General features: G+C 65.7%; 17 protein-coding genes and 3 tRNA genes. 10 read left to right on the top strand and 10 right to left on the bottom strand.

Annotated elements, in window-relative coordinates:
* Positions 1-265 precede the first annotated feature (265 nt).
* Positions 266-868 carry a hypothetical protein gene (locus GJV80_RS02240; protein WP_154686517.1) on the top strand — a complete coding sequence of 201 codons (603 nt, stop codon included), beginning with the start codon at positions 266-268 and terminating at the stop codon, positions 866-868.
* Between the two features lie 115 nt (positions 869-983).
* Here GJV80_RS02240 and GJV80_RS02235 read toward each other — a convergent pair whose 3' ends face one another.
* Together GJV80_RS02235 and GJV80_RS02230 are read right to left on the bottom strand one after the other, a co-directional pair.
* Positions 984-1,430 carry a hypothetical protein gene (locus tag GJV80_RS02235; RefSeq protein WP_154686516.1) on the bottom strand — a complete coding sequence of 149 codons (447 nt, stop codon included), beginning with the start codon at positions 1,428-1,430 and terminating at the stop codon, positions 984-986.
* A gap of 363 nt (positions 1,431-1,793) precedes the next feature.
* Positions 1,794-1,867, bottom strand: a tRNA-Ile gene (locus GJV80_RS02230).
* A 71-nt stretch (positions 1,868-1,938) separates the two neighbouring features.
* Between GJV80_RS02230 and GJV80_RS02225 the strand changes: the two genes are divergently transcribed.
* Together GJV80_RS02225 and GJV80_RS02220 are read left to right on the top strand one after the other, a co-directional pair.
* Complete coding sequence (locus GJV80_RS02225; RefSeq protein ID WP_154686515.1) at positions 1,939-2,988, top strand: aldo/keto reductase; 1,050 nt, start codon at positions 1,939-1,941, stop codon at positions 2,986-2,988.
* A gap of 94 nt (positions 2,989-3,082) precedes the next feature.
* The gene (locus GJV80_RS02220; protein WP_154686514.1) at positions 3,083-3,673 is read left to right on the top strand and encodes a hypothetical protein; all 591 of its coding nucleotides are present in this window, start codon (positions 3,083-3,085) and stop codon (positions 3,671-3,673) included.
* 15 nt (positions 3,674-3,688) lie between these two features.
* On the opposite strand, the gene GJV80_RS02215 is transcribed toward GJV80_RS02220, so the two are convergent.
* On the bottom strand, positions 3,689-5,323 hold the full coding sequence (locus GJV80_RS02215) for an HNH endonuclease signature motif containing protein (RefSeq protein ID WP_154686513.1): 1,635 nt from the start codon (positions 5,321-5,323) through the stop codon (positions 3,689-3,691).
* 42 nt (positions 5,324-5,365) lie between these two features.
* Between GJV80_RS02215 and GJV80_RS02210 the strand changes: the two genes are divergently transcribed.
* Positions 5,366-5,647 (top strand): hypothetical protein, encoded by a 282-nt coding sequence (locus GJV80_RS02210; protein ID WP_154686512.1) that lies wholly within the window; start codon positions 5,366-5,368, stop codon positions 5,645-5,647.
* Here the strand turns inward: GJV80_RS02210 and GJV80_RS02205 are convergent.
* Positions 5,635-6,042, bottom strand: a complete 408-nt coding sequence (locus tag GJV80_RS02205; RefSeq protein ID WP_154686511.1) for a VOC family protein — start codon at positions 6,040-6,042, stop codon at positions 5,635-5,637. The two genes, GJV80_RS02210 and GJV80_RS02205, sit on opposite strands and share 13 nt — an antisense overlap.
* 55 nt (positions 6,043-6,097) lie before the next feature.
* Positions 6,098-6,973 (bottom strand): trehalose-phosphatase, encoded by an 876-nt coding sequence (gene otsB / locus GJV80_RS02200; RefSeq protein WP_230208044.1) that lies wholly within the window; start codon positions 6,971-6,973, stop codon positions 6,098-6,100.
* Between the two features lie 80 nt (positions 6,974-7,053).
* On the opposite strand from otsB, the gene GJV80_RS02195 reads away from it, so the two are divergent.
* The 4 genes from GJV80_RS02195 (at position 7,054) to GJV80_RS02180 (ending at position 9,419) form a co-directional block, all read left to right on the top strand.
* Complete coding sequence (locus GJV80_RS02195) at positions 7,054-8,559, top strand: trehalose-6-phosphate synthase (RefSeq protein WP_154686509.1); 1,506 nt, start codon at positions 7,054-7,056, stop codon at positions 8,557-8,559.
* Between the two features lie 6 nt (positions 8,560-8,565).
* Positions 8,566-9,144 (top strand): hypothetical protein, encoded by a 579-nt coding sequence (locus tag GJV80_RS02190; protein ID WP_154686508.1) that lies wholly within the window; start codon positions 8,566-8,568, stop codon positions 9,142-9,144.
* An 87-nt stretch (positions 9,145-9,231) separates the two neighbouring features.
* Positions 9,232-9,304: transfer RNA gene (locus tag GJV80_RS02185), tRNA-Asn, on the top strand.
* 39 nt (positions 9,305-9,343) lie between these two features.
* Positions 9,344-9,419: transfer RNA gene (locus GJV80_RS02180), tRNA-Glu, on the top strand.
* Between the two features lie 88 nt (positions 9,420-9,507).
* On the opposite strand, the gene GJV80_RS02175 is transcribed toward GJV80_RS02180, so the two are convergent.
* From GJV80_RS02175 to dnaG, 3 genes are all read right to left on the bottom strand, one after another.
* Positions 9,508-10,392, bottom strand: a complete 885-nt coding sequence (locus tag GJV80_RS02175; RefSeq protein WP_154686507.1) for a sigma-70 family RNA polymerase sigma factor — start codon at positions 10,390-10,392, stop codon at positions 9,508-9,510.
* A 73-nt stretch (positions 10,393-10,465) separates the two neighbouring features.
* Positions 10,466-11,248: a glycoside hydrolase family 16 protein gene (locus GJV80_RS02170; protein WP_154686506.1), complete on the bottom strand. Its 783-nt coding sequence runs from the start codon at positions 11,246-11,248 to the stop codon at positions 10,466-10,468.
* Positions 11,249-11,256: 8 nt separating this feature from the next.
* Positions 11,257-13,134, bottom strand: coding sequence for a DNA primase (gene dnaG / locus GJV80_RS02165; RefSeq protein ID WP_154686505.1), 1,878 nt, complete (start codon positions 13,132-13,134; stop codon positions 11,257-11,259).
* Positions 13,135-13,187: 53 nt separating this feature from the next.
* Here dnaG and GJV80_RS02160 point away from each other — a divergent pair, with 53 nt between their 5' ends.
* Entirely contained in the window at positions 13,188-14,630 is a 1,443-nt protein-coding gene (locus GJV80_RS02160) for a cytosine permease (RefSeq protein ID WP_230208043.1), read from the top strand.
* On the opposite strand, the gene GJV80_RS02155 is transcribed toward GJV80_RS02160, so the two are convergent.
* Positions 14,623-15,783, bottom strand: a complete 1,161-nt coding sequence (locus GJV80_RS02155; protein ID WP_154686504.1) for an ROK family transcriptional regulator — start codon at positions 15,781-15,783, stop codon at positions 14,623-14,625. The genes GJV80_RS02160 and GJV80_RS02155 overlap by 8 nt on opposite strands.
* 119 nt (positions 15,784-15,902) lie before the next feature.
* Here GJV80_RS02155 and GJV80_RS02150 point away from each other — a divergent pair, with 119 nt between their 5' ends.
* A complete protein-coding gene (locus GJV80_RS02150; protein ID WP_195909011.1) occupies positions 15,903-16,874 on the top strand; it encodes an integrase core domain-containing protein in 972 nt (323 codons plus the stop codon).
* Between the two features lie 63 nt (positions 16,875-16,937).
* Here the strand turns inward: GJV80_RS02150 and GJV80_RS02145 are convergent, their stop codons facing one another.
* Complete coding sequence (locus GJV80_RS02145) at positions 16,938-18,326, bottom strand: sugar ABC transporter substrate-binding protein (protein WP_230208042.1); 1,389 nt, start codon at positions 18,324-18,326, stop codon at positions 16,938-16,940.
* Positions 18,327-18,341: the final 15 nt, after the last annotated feature.

The raw sequence follows: 18,341 nt of genomic DNA, 5'->3' as shown, positions 1-18,341 counted from the left end.
ACGGCCGGGTTCTCGGCAAAGAAGGATCCCCAGCATGGACACACATCGCAACGCGATGACGCCACAGTGAGAAGGCGATGAAATGACCAACAGCCAACCACCGAATGATCTGGACCGGTTGCGGCCTCACTCGGCCAGCCCGGCATTGGTCGGGATCGAGGTCGTTGTCATCACGGCCGCGATCGTGCTGGCGATTGTCCTGGTCGGCAAACCGATGCACCTGTCACTGGTCCCACCGGGAGATGCGGGTGCCAGACCGGCATCAGTGCCACAGATTCCCAAGGCAGCCCCAGCTCCGAAGGCAGCACCGTCGGTGCGCCTCGACCCGGACACTGGGAAGTTCTCGATGGACGGTATCCAGGGCACGCTGCCGGCCGGCGCGTGCCTCCGGAAGGGATCCTTCAACATCGGAGCCCCCGGGGCTGGCGGATGTTTCGGTAACAGCTGCAATCCGAACCTCGTCGGTCAGCATCCGCTCGAAGACGGCATCCCCTGGGGAGCGGAGTTCGAGGTCGTTCAGGTCGAAGAAGCACTGGAGGGCAGGAGTATCGAGCAGACCGCGGACAAGATCCTGTCCTATTGGCGGCAGTACACGATCTTCTACACCGACGTCAGCGGTCCGGTCACCGTGAGAAACGAAACGAAGCGCACGCAGACGACAAACCTCCCACGGCCGGCAAGTATCATCACCGCCGAACTGCATTACCACAAGCCCGGGCTGAAGATCAGTTACGACCACTTCTACCTGCGCGTGGTGAAGGGAAGCTTCGGCAACTACACGGCCTTCGTCGCGGCCTGGTCCGACAATGCCGGCGCTGATACCGCAGAGTCGATTCAGGACTCGATCAACAGTCTCGAGATCATATAGCCGACAATCTCAAGCAGTGACAAGCCGGGCGCGACCGTCGCCCGGCTTGTCACTGGGCGATTTCGGCTCCGCGGGTGGTGATTCCGATTCGGGCCGGTGCCGCACGGAGGAACCGTTAAGCTGGTCCCCAACCCCAGTTTCGGCAATGAGCATCACAATGAGCAATGACGAAGTTCGGCCTCAGGCCTTGGTTGGACTCTTCGACCGACTCCTTGCGCAGCTCGTGGTACATGCCTCCGTCGCGCTCATGGTCAGCCACCATCACCACGACGAGGCGTTCTGATCCACCGCTATCCACTACGTCACGTAGCAGCCCAGCCAGTTCTTGATGGCGTCCGTCGTCGACGGCGTCAAGGAATGACTGTTGGTCCGGCGTTAGTGCGAACCGTGCAGCGATGTACCCTCGCCAGTCACGCAATACTGAGTCAATGGTCGCCTTATCTTGCTGATGGCTGAATGAATGAGCGATATGCACCATCTTCATTGCATCAAAGGAAGTCTTGTCGGAGGACGATCCCGCTTCCTTTGCCCGCGGTGCCTGACCCGGATCCATGTTGGACATGAAGACCACTCCCTCGAAGTTGGAAGCCTCGATCAGGAAGACAGTGCATCGGGCACGCCATGTATACCTGCCGATTGACAAAACGTAGGCGTATACACCGGTTTCAGTGTCGAAATGCGATCATGTCACATTCTGCACTGCTTCGTATAGCTATGCTGATTGAGTAGTCGAGCAAACCGATAGAGTCCTAGGTCCCTAACATCGATCCGCAGAGTTGATCTGGCGATCCTTTGATCTGCAGAGGATTCCTCCACTGGCTGGCCATGAACTCTGCCCTGCTGTCTCAGCGCGCGGGTAGCCCATCAGATGCCCGGTGGCTGGGAGCCTGTCGGGTGAGTCCCCTTTGTCGATCACAACAACCAGTGGGGCGGGTGGGGCTCGAACCCACGACCCAGGGATTATGAGTCCCCTGCTCTGACCGGCTGAGCTACCGCCCCGGAACAGCGCGAGTCTAGCGGTGCCATTAGGTTGAGGTTGCGAGCCGACCACGGACGATCGGAGGACAGTGATGGAATACCGACAACTCGGCAGATCCGGACTTCGGGTCTCGACACTCACGTTGGGGACGATGACGTTCGGTCAGGGCGACACCTCCCTGATCGGCACGGTGGACGAGGCCGGCGTACGCAGGCAGGTCGACATCGCGCTGGACGCCGGGGTCAACCTGATCGACACCGCGAACATGTACAGCATCGGTGCCTCGGAGACCTTGGTTGGCAAGGCGATCAAGGGTCGCCGTGATCAGTTGCTGATCTCCACGAAGGTGCGCTTCCCGATGGCCGACGGACCCAATGACGCGGGTCTGTCCCGGCACCACATCCTGCAGCAGGTCGAGGCCAGCCTGGGCCGTCTTGGCACCGACCACATCGACATCTACCACGTCCACGAGTGGGACGGGCAGACGCCGATGGAAGAGTACCTGGAGACCCTGGACACCCTGGTCAAGTCCGGCAAGGTCCGCTACCTCGGCGTCTCCAACTTCGCCGGCTGGCAGCTGATGAAGGCGCTGTCGATCTCCGACGCCCACAACTGGCAGCGCTTCGTCTCCAACCAGATCTACTACTCCCTTGAGGGCCGGGACGCCGAGTACGAGTTGATCCCGCTGTCGGTCGACCAAGGCCTCGGCGTGATGGCCTGGGCACCCCTGGCCGGCGGCCTGTTGACCGGCAAGTACCGCCGGGACCAGCAGCCGGAAGAGGGTCGCCAGCTGACCGACTGGGGCGAACCGCCGATCCGGAACCCCGAGAAGCTGTGGGACACCATCGAGCTGCTGGTCAAGATTGCCGACGGTCACAGCGCCTCGCCGGCCCAAGTGGCATTGACCTACCTGTTCAAGAAGACCGGTGTGACCACCCTGGTCATCGGCGCTCGCCGCGAGGAACAACTGATCGACAACCTCGGTTCGGTCGACGTCCGGCTGAGTGATGACGAGCTGGATGCTCTGGATGAGATCAGCGCACCGGAGTTGATCTATCCGCACTGGCACCAGGCCAAGGCCGTCGGTGACCGGTGGAGCCCCGCCGACCTTGCGCTGCACGGTCCCAAGCGGCCCGCCTGAGGCTCGGATGCTTCGGTTGAACTGAACCGCCCACTGCTCCGTCTCCCCCGGTGACTGCGTCGACAGGCGATGCACGATCCTCCCGGAGACGGACATGGGCGTTCGGGGAGCGGCAGCGGCCGCCCTGGTGTTCTCATCGGTCGTGCTCGCAGCGTGCTCGTCCGGCGGCGGCAGTAACGGTACCGGCGGCGGGGCGGTAGGAGGGTCAGCTGCCCCGCCGTCCACGCCGGGCGGTTCATCGCCGCCGGCCGCCTCGGCCCCGGCCTCAACCCCTGCTGCCGGGGCCGCGGCGTTGCAGACCCTGTCCTCCCAGCTCGGGACGATCATCGTCAACGGTCAGTTGATGACGGTCTACGTCTACGACAAGGACAGACCGAATTCCGGCAAGAGTTCCTGCACCGGCAGCTGTGCGTCGGCGTGGCCCGAGGTGACAACCGACTCCAAATCACCGAAGGTCACCGGCATCACCGGGAAGGTCGGCACGATCACCGGCGTGGACGGCAAGACCCAGGTGACCATCAACGGGCGACCGCTCTACACCTTCGTCAAGGACTCCGGTCCCGGCGAGACGAAGGGGCAGGGCTACGGGGGCGTCTGGTGGCTGGTCGGACCGGACGGCAAGAAGATCACCGCGACGCCGACCGCGAGTTCCTCGCAGGATGATTCCGGCGGCTACAACTACTGAGCGGGCAGGCACAGATCAGGCTGCGGTGCCGACGGTCCGCCGGGATTGCACCGCCGCCTGCCACACACCGGCACCGAAACTCCCCCGACCGAGATCGATCGTTCCGGCGGACGTGGTGATCAGAACCCGACCGAACCTGGTCCTCCAGACCCACCGGCCGGGTTCGGGCTGTCGCAGGGACACTCGTCCGTGCGTACGGAATCGGTGCTCCCGTCGCCCGAGCGGACCAAGATCATCCGGCTCGGTCGGTCCGCCCCGTGCGTACGGGATGGTGTGGTCGAGATCCTTGTTGCGGGACAGATTCGTCGAGTACGGAAAGACGCTCGCCGGTGACCGCAGGTGCATGATCTCGCGCATCGGGTCGGGGATCTCATAGGCGTCGACCGGAATACTCCGCGCGACGTCGATCACCGGCTTCACGATGATCTTGGACCCGCTGCCGAACCAGGTGCGCAGCTGATCAAGGAGCACCGGTCCAGCCTGTTCGCTGCGGACGACCGCGGAGCCTCCGGTGGCCCAGTCCTCTTCAGAGACGTGGAAATACAGCGTTGTCGGGCACAGCAGTTTCATCGGATCGATGGCGCGCAGCAGAGTCTCGAGTGCCAGCTGTCTGCGTTGCACACGCCCTGAGTCCAGGTGATCATCAGGGAGTGTCACCGGTGCGTTGTCAGGCACCGGCTGGACCTCGACCGGCTCGTACACCGGAAGTTCGTCTGCGTCATCGGGACGCAGCTCTGGATCCGGCTGGTCGTGCGGAGCTTCCGTGACGGTATCGGCCGGTGCGTCGGGAACGGCCAGCGATCGGGGATCGGGTTCGAAGGTGCTGACGTAATCCTCGAACAGGTCCGGCTGGGCGTGCTCAACGAGGATCTTCGATGCTAGCAACGGATTCCGCAGCAGCCCCAAAGCTGTAGCCCGCCACTCCTCACGAGTCCTGGCATTGCGGTAGGCGACGCCGGGGATCGGCCGCGGTGAGCTCATCAGGATGTCGGCGAGCCGGTCGACCGTGGCGTCCAACCCGATCGCATCCGGAGCATCAAGCTTCGCGTAGACACCTTTGATCCCGTACTCGGTGGACTGCGAGGTCTTCACGAACCGCTCCCGCGCGGCGGCCTCGATCCGCTTCTTGACGGCCGCCGCGTCGACCCGCAGGATGGCCGCATCGAGCAGGGTCTCGAAGCGTCCGCGCGGGATGGCGAGCACCTTGTCAGCGAGGTGCCGATCGATCTCCAGCGCCTGTGCCTTGGAAAGTTCGCGGGTCTTGCGCGCCACCGATCGGACGGTCGGACCGGGCGCCTCACCGCGCAGCACCAGTTGCCATAGTCCGGGGAACCGGTACTGCAGATCCTGCGCGTCGGCCATCAGGCAGGTCGCCTGGTAGATGCTCATCCCGATCTCGGGAGCAAGTTCGTCCGGCGCGAACTCGGCAACCAGCGGTGTCCCCGGGCCGCCCAGCCGCACCGCTCGCTCCCCCACCATCGCCAACCGGGTACTGCCGGCGCGCGGCAGCGTGTCCGGCGGATACAGGGTCGCGAAGTGGGCCGCCAAGATCAACTGGCGGTCCTGCGCCCAGATCTCCTCGCCGATGCACTCGGACAACAACGCGGAGGTCTCCGCGGCGTCCATGTCGTACACCGGTGTCTCGAGCATGGCTTCACCGTATCCGCCGCCTCCGACACTTCTGACCGCCAGATGTTGTCAGCACAAAAGGTGTGTTGTCCGTTGTTGATCATCGATATCGGTGTCGAAGTGGGAGACGACCCGACAGGTGCGGTCGTTCGGGAGACGTACGAAGAGTGCGGTTTGGTGTTGGCCGAACCCGTTTACCTCGGATCGTTCGAATGGCAGACCGATGCTCCAAGCCTGATCCGGAACTTCTTCTGGCTGCAAGTGCCGATCGACACTGCCGATCACTGGGAGCATCGGGTCAGCCCGGACGACGCCCTGGCACGCGCCCTCCGTCACCCGGGCTGAGCGGCCCGTTCCGCGGTGCTGCGGACGATGCAGAACTCGTTGCCTTCGATGTCGACGAGTGTGACCCAACCGGTTCCGTCGGGGCCCGACGGATCGGGCGTGCGATGATCCCCGATCAGGGTCGCACCGAGGGCGATCAGCCGCTCGACCGTCTCGTCGCGGGTGCTGTCCTCCGGTTGAAGGTCCAGATGCAGGCGGTTCTTGACCGTCTTGGCTTCCGGCACCGGTTGGAACAACACCCGTGATCCGTCGGCCGACACCAGCAACCACTCGGGATCGCCAGGGGCGTTGGGATTCTCGGGATCATCCTGCCAACCGAATGCCTCGGCCCAGAACCGCCCGACGCGCTCGGGATCATGACAATCCATCGTGATGGCCTGAATTCGTACCTTCATCCCGACGACGCTGCCATGTCGGGTCTTTGATCGCCAGTGGTTTGCCCGTCGATCTCTAGGCTTGTGCCGGCGCGTCGCCGTCCAAGGCGTCGGCCAGCGCGGTCAGCCAGTGAGCCACCCCGGCAGGGCCGGCCGTGACGAGGTCGGCGTGGATGAGCAATGAGTCCTCCTCGTGGGAGGCCGAGCAGATCAACAGCCCGGGAGTGCCCTGTTCGCGAAGATCACGAACGGCGTCGAAGGCCGGCAGATCGCCAAGATCATCCCCGATGAAGATGATCTGCTCGGCCCCGGTCTCGGTGACGATGTTCCGTACGGCGTCCCCCTTGTCGCTGCCGTCCGCCCGGATCTCCAGGACGAACTTGCCCGGCTCCAGCTTCAGCCCGTGCTTGTTGGCAAGATCACCAAGCGCCGGAACCAGTGCGGTGAAGGCGCCGGCCGGGTCGGCCAGTTCCCGGGTGTGGACACCGATCGCCCGCCCCTTGTGCTCGATCCGGGCGTCGGACAGGTCGAGTTCGGCCAACAGGTCGGGCAGCTCCGCCTCGACCTGGGTCACCGCGACCGGCTCGGGTTCGGCGCCGAAGCGATCACCGTCGGCGTCCCACCGTTCGGCACCGTACTGGCCGAGCACCACCATCCGGTGCAGCCCGGGATGCCGGTCGAAGCCGCCGAGCCGGACAGCGGTCCTGGCGGGTCTGCCGGTGATCACGACGATGCCCAGGACGAGATCACCCAGCCTGGCCAACGCGTCAACCGCCGCTGAGTCGGCCCGAGCGTTCTCGGGATCGGGGACGATGGGCGCGATCGTGCCGTCGAAGTCGAGTGCGACCAAGGTCTTCGAGGGATTGGCGATGATCGCCTGCAGCGCGTCGCGACCGGCATCGGTGAGGGTTCCGCTGTCGCCGACGAGGCCGCTGGGTAACTCTTCGCTCACGCGGACAAGAGTGGCAGATGCCCTCAGCGGGTAATCAATCGGTACAAGGTAGGGTCGGGACGGACGAACTGGGAGGACACATGAGCCCCGCCGGGCGGAGCAGATCGACCGAGCCGACCGAGACGACCAACGGCAGAAGCCACAACGGCAAGAAGTCCGGATCGACGACACGGCGGCCCCAGAAGGGTCACACAGCATCCTTCGTTGTGGTGGCCAACCGGCTGCCCGTCGACAGGGTGACCAATCCGGACGGAAGTGCCGACTGGCGGAGCTCACCAGGCGGCCTGGTCACAGCTTTGGAGCCGGTGCTCAGGGCCCAGGGCGGCGCCTGGATCGGGTGGACCGGTGCTGCCGAAGAAGATCTTGATCCGTTCGACCACGACGGCATCGAGATCGTACCGGTGGCGTTGTCGGCCCAGGAGATCCGCGACTACTACGAAGGATTCTCCAATGCCACGCTGTGGCCGCTCTATCACGACGTCGTGGCGCACCCGGAGTTCCATCGCGAGTGGTGGGACGCCTACCGCAGGGTCAATCGCCGGTTCGCCGAGCGTGCCGCAGAGGTCGCCGAGCCCGGCGCGATCGTCTGGGTCCACGACTATCAGTTGCAGTTGGTGCCGGAGATCCTGCGGGAGCTGCGGCCGGATCTGAAGATCGGCTACTTCCTGCACATCCCGTTCCCGCCCACCGAGCTGTTCCAGCAACTGCCGTGGCGGCGGGAGATCGTCGAGGGTCTGCTTGGCGCCGACCTGGTCGGCTTCCAGACCACCGGTGGTGCCCAGAACTTCGCCCGGCTGGTGCGGCAGCGCGCCCACCATCCCACGCAGCGCGGCAGCATCGAACTGCCCGATGGGAGGCGGGTGCTGACCCGCGCGTACCCCATCTCGATCCAGACCCGAGAGTTCTTCGAATTGGCCAGCCAGCCGGAGACCGCGGCCCGGGCCGAACAGGTCCGGCACGACGTCGGCGATCCGAAGTACCTGTTCCTCGGCGTCGACCGGCTCGACTACACCAAGGGCATCTACCAGCGGCTGCGTGCCTTCGGCGAGCTGATCTCCGACGGATCGTTGGACCCCGAGGACGCGGCCTTCGTGCAGGTCGCCAATCCCTCCCGGGAACGGGTCGAGGAATACAAGAAGTTGCGCGACGACATCGAGCGGCTGGTCGGCCGGCTGAACGGCGAGATCGGCGTCCTGGGTCGGCCGGTGATCAACTACATGCACACCTCCTACGGCCGGGAGGACATGGCGGCGCTCTATCGGGCCGCCGACGTGATGGTTGTGACGCCGTTGCGGGACGGAATGAATCTTGTCGCCAAGGAGTACATCGCCTGCCGGCAGGCCGACGACGGCGCCCTTGTGTTGAGCGAGTTCGCCGGCGCGGCCCGCGAGTTGCGTCAGGCGTACATGATCAATCCGTACGACATCAACCAGATGAAGGCTCGGATGCTCGAAGCCGCCACCGACTCTCCTCGGAACAAGGCGCGACGCATGCGGATCCTGCGCAGGCAGGTCTTCGACCACGACATCGATCGTTGGGCGACGAACTTCCTGGACGATCTGAACGACTTCGCGCGGTCCCGGTAACCGACCATGGGCTTGTTCGCCGGCCTGCGTCGTGGGCTCGATCGCAGCGTTCGCGCCGCCTGGCTGGCCTCGGCCAAGGCCGCCGGTCACACTCCCGGGACGCTGCTCGGCTGGGAACGCACCACGGACGACGACTACTGCGTCATCTCTGCCGGGCTGCTCTCGACCAGCGCCGGTGCGCCCGACGCGCTGACCTGGCAGCACATCGGCTGGCACCAGATCGAGCGGGGTGGTTACGACCGCGACACTGCGACGCTGCACTGGCAGTTGTACGACGACGGGACCGGCGAGGTGTCCGGCGGTGTACGGCTGAAGGATCCCGGGCGGCTGCCTGAGATCTTCCGGGACCGTGTTGCCGCCTCGATCGCGGTGGAACAGTTCATCGAGCTGGTCGGCGCTCGGCGGATCAAGGGGGCCGAGCCGGGTGTCATCGTGAGTGGGCGGCGAGATCTGTCGCGACCCGACGCGGCGATCCAATGGCGGGCCTCACTGCCACGCGGTCTCGACTGGGATCTTCCCGGTCTTCGCGAGCTCGCAGAGACCGGGATCATCCGGCTGAAGAGTGAGTACGACCCGAACCAGTGACGCCCTGTCGCGGGCGCATCCGCCGATTCGCGTTCGGCGCCGCTCCTTTGCTAATGTTCATTCCCGCGCCACCGAACGAGACGCTGATCCTCGGTAGCTCAATTGGCAGAGCAGACGGCTGTTAACCGTCAGGTTACTGGTTCGAGTCCAGTCCGGGGAGCGCGAGGATCGCCCGTCAGAACCGGGCGGCCAAGCAGACGGCCCCATCGTCTAGCGGCCTAGGACATCGCCCTCTCACGGCGGTAACGCGGGTTCAAATCCCGCTGGGGTCACCAAGCGAAACTCCTCACTTCGAGCGAGTTTCGCTGTTCCAATCTCCGGGAGGAATCCCCGTTCCGGACCACGGCAGGGGCCGCCGGCTGATCACAGGTGCACCCGCGCCTGCTGTGGACAGACGGCGCGCAACTCATCGAGTGCGCGAAGCTCGGCCCGTCGAATGGTGGACAACGGCAGGCCGAGCTCTTCGGCGATCTCGCGCAGGCTGTGTTCCCTGCCGTCGGCGAAGCCGTAGCGAAGCTCGATCACCCGACGATGCAGGCCGCCGAGGCCGTTCAGCAGTTCACGCCCGGGGATCGCCTCCCGGAAGATCAGTTCGAACTGTTCGGCGGACGTCTCATCGGCCAGCCCGAGGCCGAGGAGTTGATCGGTGTCCATCAGCTGGGTCGGCCCGGACGCCAGCAGCCGGGCCACCCAGTCGGCCTCTTTGCCGATCTCGACCGCGAGCTCCTCGGTGGTGGCGTCCCGGCCCAGCTGTTGTGCCAGCCGCGCCCGGACGCCCCACACCTCCCGCAGCCGCCCGGCGCGGCTCGCCGGCAGATTCAGCTCCCCCGCGCGGTTCGCCGAGATGGCCCCGACGTAGGCGCGGATCCAGTGCAGGGCGTACGTCGCGAACCGCGGCCCTCGCCGGTGATCGAAACGCCGCACCGCCTCGATCAGCCCGAGACAGCCCTCCTGGAACAGCTCCCTCTGCGACATCCGGCTGCGCGCCGCCTCCTTGCGAACGACCATCGCGACCAGTCGCAAGTTGCTCTCGACGAACAGCTGCGCCGCGTTGCGGCCGATCTGTTCCAGCATGATCAACTCCGCCTCGCCGGCGCCGAACGCGTGAGCAGTGCGCCGCGCCTCGGCAGCGAGAACGCCGGCCTCGATCGCCGTGGCAAGCGTGGCCTCGTCGTCGGCGCTCAGCCCGGCAGGAGGCAACCGGAAGCCGATCTTCTCGGTGGCCGAGGGGCTGATGACCAACGCCATGACCAGATCATGGCCGTCCGGGGATGGTCAGGGCGAGGCCCGGATGTTGGCCATCCCGCCCCGTTGTTGTCGATCAGCCGAGATTGTTGTCCGGCTCGTAACCGCGTACCGACCGGATTCGCGCCGTCTTGGGATATTCGGCGGCATCGACCTCCTCGCTCGGACGGAATTCGAAGAGGTCGAGCATCAGCTGCATCGGGTAGTCCACGGCTTGCGGCAGTTCCCGGAGAAGTTGATCATCGACGAAGATCCTGATCCCATCAGCGTCCCACCGGGCGGCATAGCTGTGCAGCTCCACCGTGTCGATCGGCAGCTCGGTGTCGACCATGTCGGTGGCCAGCCGTGGATCGTGATGCGCCTTCACACCGGCTCGTACGGTCGACCGTCGCGGTGCCCGAAGGTTGCCGAACAGCTCAGCGATGCACACCTCCCCCGATTGGTCCGGCCGGTCCTCGAAGCCGACCAGCCAGATGCCGAGCATGCAGCAGGAGTCGGGGCTTGCCGCCGCGGTCACCTCGACGGCTCCGCGTCTCGGCGTCCACAGCCGGCGCTCCGGCACAGCGGTTCGGACCGCCAGTCCGTCGGTGTGCCGGTGCTGTCCGTCGCGGGACCCGACCGGTCCGGAGCGGCTACCGGTCTGCAGGTTGGACACCCGCATGCCGCCGTCCTCCCGGCGCCAGGCCGGCTGGTCGGCCTCGATCAGCAACGTCAGCCCGTCCGCGTCGACCCGATAGCGCGCCGCTGACCGGTCGGGGGACGTCCATTGCGGCAGGTAGTGGTCGACCCAATTCCGATCGTCCAACACGCCGGTTTCGAAGTCGTCGTTGAAGGTCAGCCTCAATCCCGACAGGTCCACGGCGTCACCTAGGCAAGGCCGAGGCTGCGGTTCTGCAGTTCCTTGCGCTGTGCCTCCAGCACGACAAGCTCCGAGAACGTCTTGTTGTACGTCGTCGGGTCCTCGACCGGATTCGTCCGCTGCAACCGCGACTTGATCTTTGCGATCTGCCGACTCACCGTCAGCAGCCGCAGTTTCGCCGTGTAGGCGACGACATAGGACGGCGTCGGCTTCTCGGTGAGCAGCGGGTCGACAGCCAGCGAGATGACCAGCGAATTGACCCACGGGTTGTCCTCGGCCGCCGCCACCCGCCGCGGCCAGTCGTGGAACGGGTCGTTGCCGACCGGTTGGTTGGCCAGCGCCTTCTGCGCGTGGCGCAGCACTGCGGCGTAGGCGGGATGGGTGAAGTCGTCCGGAACGAGCACGGCCAGGTCCTCGCCCAACAACTCCGGCGCCTGGATGATCAACTTCGCGGTCTCCCGTTCGGTCATCAGGTTCCGGTCGGCGGGATCCGGCAGCACCTCGGCGGACGCCTTCCGCTGGGCCGGTGAGTCCGGGCTGGTCGGTGTCAGCTCGGGGCCGCGCTTCGACGATCTCGACGACGCCCGGTGGATCTCCCGGCGCACCTCGTCCGGGTCCATCCCCAACCAGCCGGCCAGCTCCCGGATGTAGCCGCTCACCTTGCCCGCGTCGCGCACGCTGGCCACCAGCGGGGCGGCCTCCCGCAGCGCGTCCACCCGTGCGTCGGCCCGATCGAGATCGTGCCGGGACAGGATGTTGGTCATCACGAAGCGATACAGCGGCACCCGGCGGCCGACCAGCTCCCGTACCGCGGCGTCTCCGTGCTGCAACCGCAGATCGCACGGATCCAGCCCGGTCGGTTCGATCGCGACATAGGTCTGGGTGATGAACGCCGAGTCCAGCGAGAAGACCTTCAGCGCCGCGGCCTGCCCGGCGGCGTCGCCGTCGAAGGTGAAGATCACCTCGCCGTTGCCCTGATCCCCCATCAGCCGCTGCAGCACCCGGGCATGATCGTTTCCGAAAGCCGTACCACAGGACGCGACGGCGGTCCGTACGCCCGACAGGTGTGCGGCCATCACGTCGGTGTAGCCCTCGACCACGACCGCCTGGCCGCTGCGACCGATCTCGGTCCGGGCCAGGTCGAGGCCGTACAGCACCTGGGACTTCTTGTAGAGCGGTGTCTCCGGAGTATTGATGTACTTGGCCGGCAGCCGGTCGTCGTCGAAGATCCGCCGGGCACCGAAGCCGACCACCGACTTTCCGGCGTCCCGGATCGGCCACAGCAGCCGCCCGGAGAAGAAGTCGTAGCCGCCACGGCGCAGCAGACCGCCGGTGATCAGCTCCTGTTCGTCGAACCCACGGGCCAGCAGGTGCCGGGCGAGCCCCCGGCCGCCGCGCGGCGCGAAGCCGACGCCGAACTCCTCGGCCGCTGCCCGGTCGAACCCGCGTTCGGCCAGGAACCGGCGTGCCGTCAGCGCATCCGGGGTGGCCAGTTGCTCGGCGAAGAACTCGGCCGCGGCCTTGTGGGCGTCCATCAACCGGACCCGCAGCCCGGCCGGCAGCCGCGGTCCGCCGTCGTCGGAGATCCGCAAGTGGATGCCCACCCGGTCGGCGAGCTTCTGCACCGCCTCGGTGAAGCTGAGGTTTTCGATCTTCTGCATGAACGCGATGACATCGCCGCCCTCGCCGCAGGCGCCGAAGCAGTACCACAGTCCGCGCGACGGGGTCACGTTGAAGCTGGGTGTGGACTCGTCGTGGAAGGGACACAGTCCCTTCATCGATCCACCGCCGGCATTCCGGAGCATCACGTATGAACCGACGATGTCGTCGATCCGCGCGCGCTCACGGACGGCCGCGATGTCTTCGTCGTTGATCCGGCCGGCCACGCGTGCGAGTGTAATGCGCCACCCGTCGGTCGACTATTCCGTACTCTGGCCCCATGGAATCTCCGGCACAAACCCGGACAACGATGGCCGTCGAGCGCAACGGCATCAACACCATCGCCGAGGAGGAGCGCCACGGTGCGCCGCGGAGCCTGTTCTGGCCGTGGTTCGCGGCCAACGTCTCGGTGCTGGGCATCAGCTACGGCTCGTTCGTCCTCGGCTTCGGGCTCTCGGCGGTCCAGGCGATCATCGTCGGCGTCATCGGCACGGTGCTGTCCTTCGTGCTGTGCGGGGTCATCTCGCTGGTCGGCATGCGCGGCTCGGCACCGACCATGGTGCTGGCCCGGCCGGCGTTCGGGGTCCGCGGCAGCCGGCTGCCCGCGGTCGTGTCCTGGCTGATCACCGTCGGATGGGAAACCGCGCTGACCGCACTGGCCGTGCTGGCCACCACAACCGTCTTCAGCGAGCTGGGCTGGAACGCCGGCACCCCGACCAAACTCGTCGCCCTGGTCGTGGTCGCTGTGCTGATCGTCGGCAGCGGCATCATCGGCTTCTCGCTGATCATGAGACTGCAGGTGTGGATCACGATCATCACCGGTGTGCTGACCATCGTGTACGCGATCCTGGTCGCCGGCAACATCAACGGTGCGGCGCTGTCGAACCTGTCGTCCGGCGGTATCGCCGCCATGATCGGCGCGTTGATCTTCATGATGACCGCGTTCGGACTCAGCTGGGCCAACATGGCCGGCGACTTCTCCCGCTACCTGCCGCGGTCGGTCAGCAGTTCCGGCGTGGTCGCCTGGACCACCTTCGGCGCCGCCCTGGCACCAGTACTGCTGTTGGTGTTCGGCATCCTGCTCGCCGGATCGTCCAAGACGCTGAACGACAAGGTCGCCGCCGACCCGATCGGCGCACTGACCACCCTGTTGCCGACCTGGTTCCTCGTACCGTTCGCTGTGGTGGCGGTGCTCGGTCTGGTCGGCGGCGCGGTGCTGGACATCTACTCCTCAGGTCTGGCCCTGATGACCGCCGGGCTGCCGGTGCCGCGCTGGCTGGCGGCCGGGATCGACGGCACGATCATGATCATCGGATCCGTCTACATCGTCTTCTTCGCCACCGACTTCCTCGGCCCGTTCCAGGGGTTCCTGATCACGCTGGGAGTGCCGATCGCAGCCTGGGCAGGAGTGATGATCGCCGATGTCGTCCTGCGGCGTTCCGACTACGACGCGGTCGACCTGCAGGATCGCACCGGCCGCTACGGAGACATCAACTGGGTCTCGATCATCCTGATGTTGCTGGGCACCGCGGTCGGCTGGGGTCTGGTGACCAACACCTACGCCGGCTGGCTGGGCTGGCAGGGCTACCTGCTCGGCCCCTTGGGTGGCCGGGACGGCTCCTGGGCGTACGCCAACCTCGGTGTGCTCGCCGCGATGGTGATCGGCTTCGTCGGCCACCTGCCCTTCAACCGAGCCACAGTTCGCCGACAGGAGCTCAGGTGACGCTCAGCTCGGTCAGCATGTGCCGGCGGATGGCGACCGCGGCCGCCCCTCGAGCCCAAACATAGAAATCCGATCGCAGCAGGCGGACGTCGTCGGCATCGGCCGCCAAGGACCGGTTCGCGGCCACCGCCGCACGCATCCGGTCCTCCGCCAGCATCGCCAGCTCGATGCCGTCGCCGGTCAGCAGGATGCGTTCCGGTGCGATCAGGTCGGCGACCCGGGAGACCAGCAGCCCGAGTCCGGCCGCGGCCCTCTGGACGATGTCGCCGGCGGCCGGGTCACCGACGCCGGCCAATCGCAGGCATTCCTCGAAGCTCACCGGCCGGTCCAGGCGTTGAGTCGCCCGTTCGGAGATGCGGCCCGAGGTGAGCAGTTGGTCGGCGCAGCCTCGGTGGCCGCGCGGGCACTGGGGCCCGTCCGGGTCGAGCGACCAATGGTCGATCTTCGCCGCCAGCCCGCGGCGGCCCTCGTACAGTTGATCATCGATCACCAGCGCACAGCCGACACCGACACCGATGGTGATCATCACCAACGATGAGCAGCCTCGGCCTTCGCCGAACCAGAGCTCGGCCTGCGTCAGCGCGCGTACGTCGTTGTCGACGCTGACCGGCAATTCGATCGCCGCCGCCAGCCGGTGAGCAAGATCGAGCTCGCGGTTCCAACCCAGCGCCGACACCCGGCGTACCAGGCTGTGCCCTTCAACCGTGCCGCCGATGCCGATCCCGACCCCGGCGATGCCCGGCCAGGCCAGCCGGTGATCGGTGACGATCGCCAGCGCCTGATCGATGACCACTTCCGGAGATGTGTCGGGGACAGCCGCACTTGCGCGGCTGATCACCGTGCCCTTGAGATCACACACCACCGTGTAGATCACGTCCCAGGTGATCTTGATTCCGAGGAAGTGAGCCTGCCCGGCATCGATGTCCAGCGGCTTCGACGGCCGACCGGTGCGCTTGCCAGTCTCTGGCTCCTGCTCGACCAACAGCCCGCTGCTGATCATGGGCCTGGTCAGCCTGGTCAGGCTGGCGGTCGAAAGTCCGAGCCGGCGGGCAAGATCGGCACGGGAAACCGGACCCGAGCGCAGCACTGCCAGCGCCACCGACCGCGCACTGGCATCGGCTGCCGCGATACTGCGCTCGAATCCCGGACTCATAGGGGTTCCCCGACGGCCTAGTTCTTCCGGTTTACGGGATGAGGTGACACCGCTCCGGTGAGGGCGGGGTCACGGGTGGGAACCTTTGGTTGCTTCCTGTGACCGAAGGAGACCATCCCGTGACCCCTGATTCCATCATCCATGATCGTCGTGCTGCTCTGATTGCCCATGCGGCCAAGGTCGGTGTCACCGAGGCCTGCCGCACGTTCGGTGTGTCTCGACAGTCCTACTACCGATGGGTCCGCCGCGCCCAGCAGTACGGGTCGGCATCGTTGATGCCGAAGAGCCGCCGGCCACCGGTGATGCCGAACGCGATGAGCCCGGAGGAAGTGTCGAAGATCCTGGCGATCGCGGTCTGCCAGCCGACCCTGGGTGCCCGCCAGCTGCTGCGTCACCTGGCCCGGATCGGAGTGCGTCGATCGGCGTCCGGAGTTCAAAAGATCCTCCGCAACCACCACCTCGGACACCGTCAAGACCGGATCGCCGCGTTGGCCTCGATCACTGCCGCAACCACCGGCGTGGTGACCGATGCCGCTGCCGAGGGCCCATTCGGGTTCTGCCACTACAGCCCGCTTCCAGGACGCGAGGTCGCCCTGGATTCCTTCTACGTCGGCAAACTGAAGGGTGTCGGCGCGATCTGGCAGCTCACCGCGATTGACGTCTGCACCCGGTGGGCGGTGGTCAGCCTGATCGTGGGAGACAAGACCGCCGAGCAGGCTGCCAGCTTCGTTGACCACGTCGCCGCCGAACTCGCCCGGCTCGATATCACCCTGACCGGCGTGACCACCGACAACGGCCCGGAGTTCACCGGCCGGGCGTTCACCACCCATCTGACCGAGATCGACATCGCTCATCACCGGATCCCGCCCCGATCGCCGAACCACAATGCAGTCTGCGAACGCTTCCAAGGCACCGCACTGCACGAGTTCTACCGGCCGATGTTCCACCGGGCCCGGATCGACCGCGTCGACGACCTGGACCACGCACTCCAGCACTGGATCGACGACTACAACCAACACCGCCCCAACCACAGCGACTACATGCACGGCCGAACACCCCGCCAAGTCCTTGATCAACACCCACTCCGCTAACCTCAAACCCGAAAGCGCAACCAGAGGCGACCACCTGTCACCTCATCCTGTGATCCGGAAGGCCTAGTTCAACTTGAACAGCCTGTTCACCTGCTCGTTGAGGGTCTCCAGATAGGAGACCGGCTTCTGCCCGGTATAGATCGCCTGCAATCCCGGAGTCATGATCGCCGTGATGTCAGCACCGAAGCTGCTGATCGGCAGGAAGAAGGTCTCCTTGTTCTGGACCATGTCGACGAAGGACGAGGCGTCGATTCCGGCGGCCTTACGCGTCTGCAGCGACAGCTGCGTGGACGCCGGACGAGCAGGGAACACCACGCCCGCCTTGGCGATCACGTTCTGGCACTGCGCGGTGCTCATGAACTGCACCCACTTGGCAGCGGCGTCCTTGTTCTTGGCTGTCTTGGTGATCGAGTCGGCCAAGCTGCCCAACGGGCCCGCCCGGTGCCCGGTGGGCCCGATCGGCATCGGCGCGATCCCCCACTTGACACCCTTGATCGTCTGGTAGGTCGCGATCATCCACGCGCCGTCCTGGACGATCGCCGCCTTGTTGGCGGCCAACTGGTTGAAACCACCGAAGCTGGAGCTGAAGGAGTTGTACGTCGGTGCGTAGCCCTTCTGAGCAAGCCCGAAGTACCACTTGAGGGTCTCCTGGAGCTTGGGATCACCGTAGTTGTAGCTGGTGCCCCACGGGTTCTTGTTCATGTAGGTCCAGCCGTCGCTGTAGGCGAATGACGACCAGGTGGTCTGCGCCATGTTGTCACCGGCTCCCAGACCGCCGAAACCATAGACCGCGACGTGATGCTTGTCGAAACCCTTCTGATCACCCCGTACGCCGTGGGTGTCGATCGTCAGGTGGGCGATGAGCTTCTCGAATGTGCCACCGTTCTGGGGGTTCCATGCCAGGTTGTTCAACTCCGACGGATCGACGCCTGCCTTCTGCAACAGATCGTCGTTGTAGAACAGGCCGACCGTGTCCCAGTCCTTCGGTGACCCGTAGCGGTGGCCGTCCTGGCCGGTCCACAGCGTGCCGAGGCCGGGCTGGAACTCGTCGTTACGGATGTCCTTGGTGGCTGGCAGCTCATCCAGCGGCTGCAGCACGTTGAGATCGACGAACTGCGGATACTTCGTCAGGTGGTTGGTGAAGACGTCCGGGGCCGTGCCGGCGATGAAGCCGGCGGTCAGTTTGGTCCAGTAGTCGTTCCAGCCGTACTGGGTGATCCTGACGCTCAGGTCCGGGTTGGCCTTGTGGAACAGATCGGCGCACTGCTGGTAGCCGGGCTCCTGGGATGAGTCCCACAGCCAGTAGCTGATGACGTTGTTCGCCTGACCGCCGCCGCCCCCGCTGCACGCCGAGAGCACGGTGGCAAGGAGTGCGACGACCCCCGTCGCCAGCACCGCCTTGACCCGGGTTGCCTTGGGACGTCTGGGTCTGATCATGCTGATTCTCTTCATGCTGGTTCTCTTCAT

Origin of the sequence: Microlunatus sp. Gsoil 973 (assembly GCF_009707365.1) — a bacterium.
Classification (GTDB): domain Bacteria; phylum Actinomycetota; class Actinomycetes; order Propionibacteriales; family Propionibacteriaceae; genus Microlunatus.
The sequence above is the reverse complement of the archived record's forward strand: the minus strand, read 5'-3'. Positions and strand labels throughout refer to the sequence as shown.